The sequence below is a fragment of the Nocardia sp. SYP-A9097 genome, assembly GCF_009649815.1.
Lineage (GTDB): Bacteria > Actinomycetota > Actinomycetes > Mycobacteriales > Mycobacteriaceae > Nocardia.
Window position 1 is genome coordinate 22,247 of the sequence record NZ_WJIC01000050.1, and the last position, 10,607, is coordinate 32,853.

Consider the following 10,607-nt stretch of genomic DNA (forward strand, 5'->3'; position numbering starts at 1 on the left):
GTCGTTAGCCGTCTATCGAATAACGTTAGACGGCTAATGATCTGGGGTCAATGGTCGAATCCGCACACCCGGAGGGGTCGATGTCCGCATTCCTGGACCTGCACGGCAACACATCGAAAGCCTTGCGCGCCTTGGCCGATCGCGATATGCGACGACTCGGCCTGCACCTGGGCCAGAACCATGTGCTCGCGGTGCTCTGGGATCAGGACGGGCGGACACCGGGGGAGATGGCGGCGGCCCTGAACGTCACCACGCCGACCATCGTCAAAATGGCGACACGCATGACCACCGCAGGGCTCCTGGTGCGGCGGCGCGACGACCGGGACAACCGCTTGGTGCGGCTCTGGCTCACCGATAAGGGCCGCGCGCTACAAGAACCCGTCGAGGCCGATCGAAAAACCCTGGAGGACAAGGTGACCGCCGCCCTGACCGACAGCGAACGCGCACACCTCATGACCGCCCTGGCCAAAATCCACACCAGCGCCCTCGAGCTCCTCGGCGGACCCATCGAGGACCCCGGCACGCTGCCCGACTGACACAACCGGCAACGCCCAGCCGCGATCACCTAGAGTTGGGCCCATGATTACCGCGATCGTGCTGATCCACGCCGAGTCCGACCGGATTCCCGAGACCGCGCAGGAATTGGCGGATATCGACGGCGTCGCCGAGGTGTACTCCTGCGCGGGTGATGTGGATCTGATCGCCGTCGTGCGAGTGCGCGAATACGAGCGCATCGCCGACGTGGTGACCGGGCACATCAACAAGACCCCCGGCGTGGTGCGCACCGCCACCCACATCGCCTTCAAGTCCTACTCGCGCGCGGATGTCGAGGCGGGCTTCTCCATCGGCGAGTAGCCGCCCACATTCGTACTAGTCGGCGCCGAGCTCGTTGGTGACGGTGACCCAGCGGTCCAGCAGATCCGAGGCCGCACCGGTGTCGATGGCGGCGGTGACCTTCTCCAGGGCCACTGCCAGCTGCGAGTGCAGATCGCCCGCGGCGGACTCGGGGGTCATTTCGAAGGCGACCACCGCCGCCGCCGAATTCAGCAGCACGGCGTCGCGCACCGGGCCGAGTTCGCCCGCCAGCATATTGCGAGCGATCACCGCGTTCATGGCCGCGTCGCCACCCTTGAGCGCCGATGGATCGACCCGCTCGATGCCGAGTTTCGTTGGGTCGATGGTGGTTTCGACGCTGCGCCCGCCCGCGACCACCCAGACATCGGTGGTGTCGGCGGTGGTGATCTCGTCCAGGCCGTCATTGCCGCGCACGATCAGCGCCGTCGAACCGCGCTCCGCGAAAACGCCCGCGATGATCGGCAGCAGGTCGGTGAAGGCGCAGCCGATCAGACCGGCGGTCGGCTGCGCCGGATTGGTGAGCGGGCCCAGAATATTGAAGACCGTCGGGATGCCGATCTCACCGCGCGCCTTGCTCGCGAACCGCAGCGAGGGATGGAAGACCGGCGCGAAACAGAAGCCGATACCGACCTCACGCACCGACGCCGCCACCGATTCCGGCCCGAGGGCGATCTTCACCCCGAGCGCCTCCAGCACATCCGCGCCACCGCTCTTGGACGACGCCGCGCGATTGCCATGCTTCACAACCGGAATTCCGGTGGCCGCCACCACGATTGAGGACATGGTGGAGATATTCACCGTGCCGGACCGGTCACCGCCGGTGCCGACGATGTCGACCGCCGTGCCGGTATAGGGCACCCGCCGCGCGTGCGAGAGCATGCCGGTGGCCAATCCGCCCAGCTCATCGGGGGTGGGGCCCTTCATCTTCAGCGCCACGCCGAAGGCCGCGATCTGCGCCGAGGTGGCACTGTCGGTGAAGATCTCGTTCATGGCCCACGCGGCCTCATCCGCGGACAGATCGTTGCCGTCGGTGAGGATGCCGAGAATTTCTCGCCAGCTGCGCGCGCTCATTGACTCTTCCATTCGGTCGCCGGTGAAGTGTCCGTACACCAGTGTGGTCGGGGAAAGCCTAGTGCGCGGGGGCTATTTCTTTTCCTTTGGTTGTCCCATCGCAGGTTGCAGGGCATCCCAGCCGAGAGCGTCGCCGTCGTGGCGCTGGGCCAGGCCGGCCATACGCGAGCGCTCCTGCGAGCAGTGCAGAGCGTCCAGAATCTGCACCCGCCGCAAGATCATGTTCTCCTCGCCGGGGGAGTTGGATAGTTCATATCCCTCCTGCGCGGCTATGACTGCGACAGACCGGATCTGGTCCGCGGGAACCCGCAGGTGATGCCGCAGCACCGCCGGTTGATCGGGGGTCCAGTGCTCGGCTCGGGCCAACGCCGCCGAACACGCCTCGGCGTCGTCGAAACTCGATACGACCACGATCAGATCGCCACGCCCGGGATCCAGTTCCGTTGTCCCGCCGCGCCGCAGCAGCTTGCGCACCCACTCCATCGCCGTCCCCAACTCCCTCGAATCATGGCTCAGGTTTCTCTTACCTGGTCAATCTAGGCTGGTCCGTGACACGCCGAGCGCCCCACGAGAGGCTTGCTCGCCCTGCGGTTTCCGACACGTATGACGAAGTTTCCTACCCCGCTATGTCTGTCGTACTACGACAAGTCATACTTACCGGCGTGACGACCGCAGTAGGGACCCCAGGATCGGCCATTACCCAGCGAGTGCATTCGCTGAACCGGCCCAACATGGTCAGCGTCGGTACCATCATCTGGCTGTCGAGCGAGTTGATGTTCTTCGCCGGCCTGTTCGCCATGTACTTTGTCGCCCGCGCGCAGGCCCACGGCCACTGGCCGATGGAGCCGACCGAGCTGAACCTCAAGCTCGCCGTGCCGGTGACCGCTGTGCTGGTGGCCTCGTCCTTCACCTGCCAGATGGGCGTCTTCGCCGCCGAGCGCGGCGATGTCTTCGGCCTGCGTCGCTGGTACACCGTCACCCTGATCATGGGCGCGATGTTCGTCGCCGGTCAGGGCTACGAGTACACCAACCTGGTTAAAGAAGGCACCACGATCTCCAGCACCGTGTACGGCTCGGTCTTCTACATCACGACCGGCTTCCACGGCCTGCACGTCATCGGCGGTCTGATCGCGTTCGTGTTCCTGCTGGTCCGTACCTCGCTCAGCAAGTTCACCCCGGCACAGGCCACTGCGGCCATCGTCGTCTCGTACTACTGGCACTTCGTCGACATCGTTTGGATCGGGCTTTTCGCCACGATCTACTTCATCCGCTAACCCGGAAAACAGATCCACGGCACAGCCCGCCGTAGGCAAGAAGCTTCTGTACAAGTCGGTTCCGTCTACTCCAAAGGGACACAGATGAGTTCATCTCCCCCGTCAGCGCCAGATCCCAGCGAGGGGATCGGCGAGGCCACCAAGACCCGCAAGCAGCGGCGTATGCGCCGCAAGCTCGCCGGCGGTCTGGTTCTTCTGATGGGCCTCGTCGGAGCCGGCTTCGCGGCATCGGCCCTGACCCCGCAGGCGCAGGTCGCCACCGCGCACGAGGACCAGTCCGCGCTGATCCGCGAGGGCAAGCAGATCTACGACACCTCCTGCGTCACCTGCCATGGTGCCAATCTGCAGGGTGTCCAGGATCGCGGCCCGAGCCTGATCGGCGTCGGCGAGGCCGCGGTGTACTTCCAGGTTTCGTCCGGTCGTATGCCCGCCGCCCGCAATGAGGCGCAGATCGTCCGTAAGCCCCCGAAGTTCGACGCGCACCAGACCGACGCGCTCGGCGCTTACATCCAGGCCAATGGCGGCGGTCCGACCACCCTGCGCGACAGCAACGGTGAGATCGCGCAGGAGTCCATCATCACCGGAGCCGATCTCGGCCGCGGTGGCGAACTCTTCCGTATGAACTGCGCCTCCTGCCACAACTTCACCGGTAAGGGTGGCGCGCTGTCCTCCGGTAAGTTCGCCCCGCCCCTCGAAGAGGCGAGCGAGCAGCAGATCTACCTGGCCATGCTCACCGGCCCGCAGAACATGCCCAAGTTCTCCGACCGGCAGCTGACGCCGGAGGAGAAGAAGGACATCGTCGCGTACATCAAGGACCGGATGGAGACCAAGTCCGAGGGCGGTTACGGCCTCGGCGGCTTCGGTCCCGCGACCGAGGGTCTGGCGATCTGGATCGTCGGGATCGTGGCTCTGGTCGGATCGGCTATGTGGATCGGATCCCGGTCATGAGTGAACAGGAGCGAAAGAGCATGGGGGACAACCCCAGCGAGCACGACTTCACCGATGAGCAGCTCGACGCCATGTCGCGCGATGAGCTCGTCGAACTCGGCACCAAGCTCGACGGTGTCGATGTCGCGTACCGCGCGCCGCGTTGGCCGGTCCCCGGCACCCGCGCCGAGAAGCGCGCCGAGCGTCAGGTGGCGCTGTGGTTCGCCATCGCCGGCCTGTTCGGTGCCGCGCTCATCGGCGTGTTCCTCTTCTGGCCCTGGGAGTACAAGGGTCGCGGCGAGGAGGGCAACGGCGCTTACACGCTGACCACCCCGCTGTACGGCCTCACCCTGGGTATCGCGGTGCTCGCCGTCGGCATTGCCGTGGTGCTCATCCGCAAGAAGTTCATCCCGGTCGAGATCTCCATCCAGGACCGCCACGACGGCAAGTCCTCCGAGGTCAACCGCCGCACCCTGGCCGCGCAGCTGCAGGACGCCGTGGACACCTCCACGCTCGGCCGCCGCAAGCTCATCACCCGCACCGCGGGTGCGGGTGCGGGCCTGCTCGGCATCGGCGCGTTGCTGGTCTTCGCCGGCGGCATGATCAAGAACCCGTGGGCCAAGGGCGACAAGTCGCCGCTGTGGGTCTCGGGCTGGACCCCCGATTACGCGGGTCAGACCATCTTCCTGCGCCGCGACACCGGCCGCCCCGAGGACATCGTCCTGGTGCGCCCGGAGGATCTGGACGCGGGCGCGATGGAAACCGTCTTCCCCTGGAAGGAAGAATGGCGCGGTGACGAGCACGAGACCCTCCAGTCTCTGCGCGGAATTCGCAACGCCGTCATGCTGATTCGCCTGCGCACCAAGGACGCCGAAGGCGCCATCAAGCGCAAGGGCCAGGAGAGCTTCAACTACGGCGATTACTTCGCCTACTCGAAGATCTGCACCCATCTCGGCTGCCCCACTTCGCTTTTCGAGCAGCAGACCAACCGGATTCTCTGCCCCTGCCATCAGTCGCAGTTCTCCGCGACCGAATGGGGTAAGCCGGTCTTCGGTCCCGCCGCTCGCGCGCTGCCGCAGCTGCCGATCACCGTCAATGCCGAGGGCTACCTGGTCGCCGTACACGACTTCCTCGAGCCCCTCGGCCCGGCCTACTGGGAGCGTCGTTCATGAGCCAGGCCAACGAACTCGACGAGCGGTACCACGCTGCCGCATTCGTGAAGCGGTCGATCAACAAGGTCTTCCCGACCCACTGGTCGTTCCTGCTCGGTGAGATCGCGCTGTACGCGTTCATCATCCTGCTGCTGTCGGGTATCTACCTGACGCTGTACTTCGACCCGTCCATGAGCGAGACCGTCTACAACGGCGCATACCAGCCGTTGCGCGGTGTCACCATGTCGCGGGCCTACGAGACCGCGCTGAACATCTCCTTCGAGGTGCGCGGCGGTCTGTTCGTGCGCCAGGTGCACCATTGGGCGGCCCTGCTTTTCGCGGCGTCGATCATCATCCACCTGTTCCGCATCTTCTTCACCGGCGCGTTCCGCAAGCCGCGTGAGGCCAACTGGGTGATCGGCTCGCTGCTGCTCATCCTGGCCATGTTCGAGGGCTTCTTCGGCTACTCGCTCCCCGACGACCTGCTCTCGGGTACCGGTCTGCGCGCGGCGTTCTCGGGCATCACCATCGGTGTTCCGGTCATCGGCACCTGGCTGCACTGGCTGATCTTCGCGGGCGACTTCCCGGGCACGATCATCATTCCGCGCCTGTACATCGCGCACGTGCTGCTCATCCCCGGCATCCTGCTGGCCCTGATCGCCGCGCACGTCGCGCTGGTCTGGTACCAGAAGCACACCCAGTTCCCCGGACCGGGCCGCAAGGAAACCAATGTCGTCGGCGCGCGCATCGTGCCGGTGTTCGCCGCCGACCAGGGCGCGTTCTTCGCCTTCACCCTGGGCATCGTCGCGATCATGGGTGGCGTGCTGCAGATCAACCCGATCTGGAACCTGGGTCCCTACAACCCGTCTCAGGTCTCCGCGGGTTCGCAGCCGGACTTCTACATGATGTGGACCGACGGTATGGCGCGTCTGATGCCGCCGTGGGAGCTCTACTTCTGGGGTCATACGGTTCCGGCCGCGTTCTGGGTCGCGCTCATCATGGGTCTGGTCTTCACCGTCCTGGTGATCTACCCCTGGATCGAGAAGCGCCTCACCGGCGACACCGTCCGCCACAACCTGCTCCAGCGTCCGCGCGACGTGCCGGTCCGCACCGCCATCGGTGCCATGGCCATCGCGTTCTACCTGGTGCTGACCCTGGCGTGTGTCAACGACATCATCTCGCTGAAGTTCGACATCTCGCTGAACGCGACGACGTGGATCTTCCGTATCGCCCTGCTCGTCGCACCGCCGATGGCCTACTTCCTGGCGTACCGGCTCTGCCTCGGCCTGCAGCGCAGCGACCGGGCGGTGCTCGAGCACGGTATCGAGACCGGCGTCATCAAGCGCCTGCCGCACGGTGAGTACATCGAGGTCCACCAGCCGCTGGGACCGGTCGATTCGCACGGCCACCCCATCCCGCTGGAGTACCAGGGCGCACCCGTGCCCAAGAAGATGTCCAAGCTCGGCTCCGCCGGCAAGCCCGGCACCGGCTCCTTCCTGTTCGCCGACCCCGCCCAGCAGCAGCTGGACAATGTCGCGAACGCGCACAAGGAAGAGCACGACATGCTGACCGCCCTGGAATCCCACCAGGACACCGCGGACAGCGGCTCACACGGCCACTGAGCCTTGTAGCTGTAAAGGGAAGGCCCCGAGTCGAATTCGACTCGGGGCCTTCCCTGTCCCCGCCCCGGCTTGTGTGCCCACGCGTTGTTCGTGGCGTGGTCAGTGCGCTGTCAGGAGAGCTAGGCAGAGGCTCAGTAGGGCGTGGGTCTGTAGTGTGGCGCGGGCGTAGATGACGCTGTCCCAGCGGGTTTGGAGTTCGCGAGCGGTTACTCCGGTCGGGTGGTTCGGCGCGGTGGAGAGTTGTTTGTTGATCGGTGCGCTGATGGTGAGGTAGATCGCCATCCAGGCGGCCAGGAATACGAAAGCCAGTGTGGCCAGGAGGAATACCGGCCGCTGGCCGTCGAGCAGCGCGGTTGCGGCGGCGAGTCCGGTGGCGATCCAGCCTGCCGCGCCCGGGATCGGCATGCGCCGGTCGGCGATGCGATGCACGTTTCCCATTGTCTTGACCAGGGTTTCGTCGTCCACCGACGCCAAGGCCGGACGCAGCACCATGGCGCAGAATACGTCCGTGCCGTAGACGACGGCGCTGCCGAGTACGGCAATCGTCAATAGTCCTTCGATTGTGCTTCGCACGGGTTCTCCGATCTTGCCGGTTTGGTCAGCGCGGCTGGTTGGTCATCGAGAAGGGCTGTCGTGCAGTGGAACTCGGGGGAGTGGCGGTGTGTCCGCCGCGTGCTCGGATATGCCGATGCGCTGATGCAGCCGCCGCAGTGCTCGCGGGGCGTACCACGCCCGCTCGCCGAGCAACTGGAATGTGACCGGGACGAGGATGCCGCGCATGACCGTCGCGTCCAGGACGACCGCCAGCCCGGCGGCGATTCCGAAGAACTTCGCGAAACCCACCGGGCTGAGTGCGAAGGCGAAGAAGCTGACCGCGATCAGGACTGCCGCTGCGGAGATGATGCGGCCGGTTCGGCCGAGGCCCTCGATCACGGCGTCGCGGGTGCTTGCCCCGGCATCATGCAGTTCCTTGATCCGGCTGATCAGGAAGACCTCGTAGTCCATCGATAAGCCGAATGCTATGCACAGCAACAACACCGGCATCGACAGGTCCAGGGGGCGGGGTGTGAATCCGAGTAGGGCGCTGCCGTGGCCCTGTTGGAAGATCAGGATCATTACGCCGAAGGTGGCGGAGAGGCCGAGTGCATTGAGGAGTAGGGCGCGGAGGGGCTGAATCGCGCTGCCGGTGAACAGGAAAAACACTACGAAGGTCGTCACGATGAGTATCAGTAGTGCCCAGGGCAGGCGGGTGCTGATGGCGTGTTCGGTGTCGACCAGGGTGGCGGTGGTGCCGCCGACCAGGAAGTGTGCGCCCTCCGGAGTGGGGGTGGTGCGGATGGCGCGAACCAGGGTCTGCGCGGTCGCGGATTCGGGGTGGATATCGGCGTATGGGGCGATGACGAGTTCCTGTGCGGCGGGCTTGGCGAGCTGCGACCGCGGCGGTCCGGCGGCAGTGCCCGCGATGAAAAGCCCTGCGGCGCTGTCGACTCGGCTCACCCCGGGCAGGGTCGACAACCGACGGGCATAGTCGCTGATCGCGGTGGGTGAGACCGGATCGGTGGTGACCGCGGCGATGGTCGCGGTGCTGTCCCCGTCGAACTGGGTGCGCAGGATATCCAGCGCGACACGGCTGTTCGTGGCAGCGGGCAGTGAGCGGTCGTCGACCAAGGCGAACTCGATGCGCAGTACCGGGGCGGCGGCGAGCAGTAGCAGGGCCAGTACCGGGATGGCGGCGGCGACGGGGCGGCGCATGACCGTGGCCGCCAGCCGTCCCCAAGTCCTGGACGGCCGCGCACTCGCGCTGTGCACGAAGGGAATTCGGCCGGAATCGATGCGCGGGCCGAGTACTGCCAGCAGTGCGGGCAGCAGGATTGTGGCCGAGGCGGCGGCAATGATGGTGACCCCGATACCGGCCAGGGCGAGTGAGCGCAGGAAGGTCGATTCGAAGACCAGGACTCCCGAGAGTGCGACGGCGACCGTCACCGCGCTGAAAACGATTGTGCGCCCGGCAGTTCGGACGGTTTGTACTACCGCGTCCGAGGGGGCGGTGCCGCGCGCCAGTTCCTCGCGGAAGCGGCTGACCGTCAAAAGGGCGTAGTCGATGGCCAATCCGAGCGACAGTGCGGTAATGAGATTGGTGGCGAAGATACTCACCGGTGTCACCTCGGCCAGCAGCGACAATTCGGCGAAGGTGCCCGCGATTGCCAGGAGTGCGATCAGTAGCGGTAGCACCGCCGCCATGACGCTGCCGAAGATGGCGAGCAGCAGGATGAGAGTCAGTGGCAGCGCGATGGATTCGGCCAGGACCAAGCCCTTCATGACTGCCGTGTTGATGTCATTGCCGACCGCGAGCGATCCGGCGGCCCGCACGGTGACCGCATCGCCGGCCGTGCCGAGATCGTCTCGCACGAGCGCGGCGACCGTTTTGGCGGCGGCGGTCTCATCGCCGCTGACGAAAGCGGAGATCAAACCGTAGCGGCCGTCCCGCGACTTCAGTGCCGGAGCCCCGGTTGTCCAGTAGGACATGATATTTCGCAGCTCAGCGCGCTGCCCGATCGCAGTGGTGAGCCGGTCCGCCGCGGCCGTCACCGCGGGATCGTCGACGCTGCCGGATCGCGCTTCGAGCAATAGCAGCAGGTTCGGATTGCCATCCAGGTGCTGGTCGATGAGCCGTTGTGCCTGGGTGGATTCCGCGTTGTCGGGGGTGAAGCCGCCGGTCTCCAGCTTGGCGAACGCGGTGCCCGCCAACGCCATGGCCGCGAGGGTGACAGCCGCCGCGAGGATCAGTACGAGTCTGGTTCGCCGAACGATGAAGAGACCTAACCGAGTGAACATGGCGCGCCTGTTCTCCGATCAGCCACAGCTGATCTATCAAGATTCATGAATCTATCAGTGATAGACAGTCAACCGCTGTCAGTAAGCTGATGTCAATAGCGAGGAGGATCAGTGGAGCGAGAGGCCAAGGCCGCCACCGCGAGCCCCAGCAGTCGGCGGCGTGAGCGCGAACGCGAACAAATGCGAAACCTGCTGCTCGACACCGCCCGCGGCATCGCCGCCGAGCAGGGCTGGCAGGCCGTGACGATCCGGCGCATCGCCGACCGCATCGAGTACACGTCCCCGGTGATCTACCAGTACTTCTCCGGAAAGGACGCCCTCGTCTCGGAGGTGATGTGCGTCGGCTACCGAGACCTCACCGAGCGCATCGAAGCGACCATGAGCGAACCCGCCGATCACCGACTGGCCGCCCTCGCCACCGCGTTCTGGCGCTTCGCCTTCGCCGCCCCCGAGCTCTACCAGGCCATGAACGGCCAGGCCGGCGTCTCCTTCACCGGCCCGGAAATGCCACCGGAGGTAATCCGAGGCTTCACGGTATTCCACAACGCCCTGGAATCCATTGCGGCAGAACAGGGTCGCCACCTCCGCGACCCCGCCGCCGCCGTACACACCATGTGGGCATATCTACACGGCTTCGTCTCACTGACCATGAGCGGTCGGGTAGCCGGCGGCGCAGAGCAGGGCGAGCACTACATGCTCGCGTCATTACAGTCGCTGTTCAACGCGCAATTGCTGTGAGCAGCACCCTTAGATTCAGTGGGTCAAGGCAACACACTCGGCGGGGGTGCGGTAGCCGAGGCATTTGCGGGGCCGGTTGTTGAGCCGGTCGGCGATGGCGTCCAGGTCGGCTTGGTCGTGGGCGGCGAGGTTCG

Annotated in this window: 11 protein-coding genes; 7 read left to right on the top strand and 4 right to left on the bottom strand. The window is 65.6% G+C overall.

Going from position 1 to position 10,607, the window contains the following annotated elements:
* The first annotated feature begins 80 nt into the window (after positions 1 to 80).
* Both GFY24_RS39315 and GFY24_RS39320 read left to right on the top strand, forming a co-directional pair.
* Positions 81 to 536, top strand: coding sequence for a MarR family winged helix-turn-helix transcriptional regulator (locus GFY24_RS39315; RefSeq protein ID WP_153810213.1), 456 nt, complete (start codon positions 81 to 83; stop codon positions 534 to 536).
* Between the two features lie 43 nt (positions 537 to 579).
* Positions 580 to 855 carry an Lrp/AsnC family transcriptional regulator gene (locus tag GFY24_RS39320; protein WP_153810214.1) on the top strand — a complete coding sequence of 92 codons (276 nt, stop codon included), beginning with the start codon at positions 580 to 582 and terminating at the stop codon, positions 853 to 855.
* A gap of 15 nt (positions 856 to 870) precedes the next feature.
* Here the strand turns inward: GFY24_RS39320 and trpD are convergent, their stop codons facing one another.
* Positions 871 to 1,926, bottom strand: coding sequence for an anthranilate phosphoribosyltransferase (gene trpD / locus GFY24_RS39325; protein WP_153810215.1), 1,056 nt, complete (start codon positions 1,924 to 1,926; stop codon positions 871 to 873).
* A gap of 72 nt (positions 1,927 to 1,998) precedes the next feature.
* Positions 1,999 to 2,409 carry a hypothetical protein gene (locus GFY24_RS39330; RefSeq protein ID WP_153810216.1) on the bottom strand — a complete coding sequence of 137 codons (411 nt, stop codon included), beginning with the start codon at positions 2,407 to 2,409 and terminating at the stop codon, positions 1,999 to 2,001.
* Positions 2,410 to 2,588: 179 nt separating this feature from the next.
* Here GFY24_RS39330 and GFY24_RS39335 point away from each other — a divergent pair, with 179 nt between their 5' ends.
* The 4 genes from GFY24_RS39335 to GFY24_RS39350 all read left to right on the top strand — a co-directional run bounded on the left by GFY24_RS39335 (position 2,589) and on the right by GFY24_RS39350 (position 6,900).
* A complete protein-coding gene (locus tag GFY24_RS39335; protein ID WP_309231885.1) occupies positions 2,589 to 3,200 on the top strand; it encodes a heme-copper oxidase subunit III in 612 nt (203 codons plus the stop codon).
* Positions 3,201 to 3,284: 84 nt separating this feature from the next.
* Positions 3,285 to 4,148: a cytochrome c gene (locus GFY24_RS39340; RefSeq protein WP_153810217.1), complete on the top strand. Its 864-nt coding sequence runs from the start codon at positions 3,285 to 3,287 to the stop codon at positions 4,146 to 4,148.
* Positions 4,145 to 5,299 carry a ubiquinol-cytochrome c reductase iron-sulfur subunit gene (locus tag GFY24_RS39345; RefSeq protein ID WP_153810218.1) on the top strand — a complete coding sequence of 385 codons (1,155 nt, stop codon included), beginning with the start codon at positions 4,145 to 4,147 and terminating at the stop codon, positions 5,297 to 5,299. The genes GFY24_RS39340 and GFY24_RS39345 overlap by 4 nt, the downstream gene beginning before the upstream one ends.
* Positions 5,296 to 6,900 (top strand): cytochrome bc complex cytochrome b subunit, encoded by a 1,605-nt coding sequence (locus GFY24_RS39350; RefSeq protein ID WP_153810219.1) that lies wholly within the window; start codon positions 5,296 to 5,298, stop codon positions 6,898 to 6,900. The genes GFY24_RS39345 and GFY24_RS39350 overlap by 4 nt, the downstream gene beginning before the upstream one ends.
* A gap of 99 nt (positions 6,901 to 6,999) precedes the next feature.
* Here GFY24_RS39350 and GFY24_RS39355 read toward each other — a convergent pair whose 3' ends face one another.
* Entirely contained in the window at positions 7,000 to 7,473 is a 474-nt protein-coding gene (locus GFY24_RS39355; RefSeq protein WP_309231886.1) for a DUF1772 domain-containing protein, read from the bottom strand.
* 42 nt (positions 7,474 to 7,515) lie between these two features.
* The gene (locus tag GFY24_RS39360; RefSeq protein ID WP_153810220.1) at positions 7,516 to 9,735 is read right to left on the bottom strand and encodes an MMPL family transporter; all 2,220 of its coding nucleotides are present in this window, start codon (positions 9,733 to 9,735) and stop codon (positions 7,516 to 7,518) included.
* Positions 9,736 to 9,846: 111 nt separating this feature from the next.
* Between GFY24_RS39360 and GFY24_RS39365 the strand changes: the two genes are divergently transcribed.
* Positions 9,847 to 10,473 carry a TetR/AcrR family transcriptional regulator gene (locus tag GFY24_RS39365; RefSeq protein ID WP_153810221.1) on the top strand — a complete coding sequence of 209 codons (627 nt, stop codon included), beginning with the start codon at positions 9,847 to 9,849 and terminating at the stop codon, positions 10,471 to 10,473.
* The last annotated feature ends 134 nt before the right edge of the window (positions 10,474 to 10,607 follow it).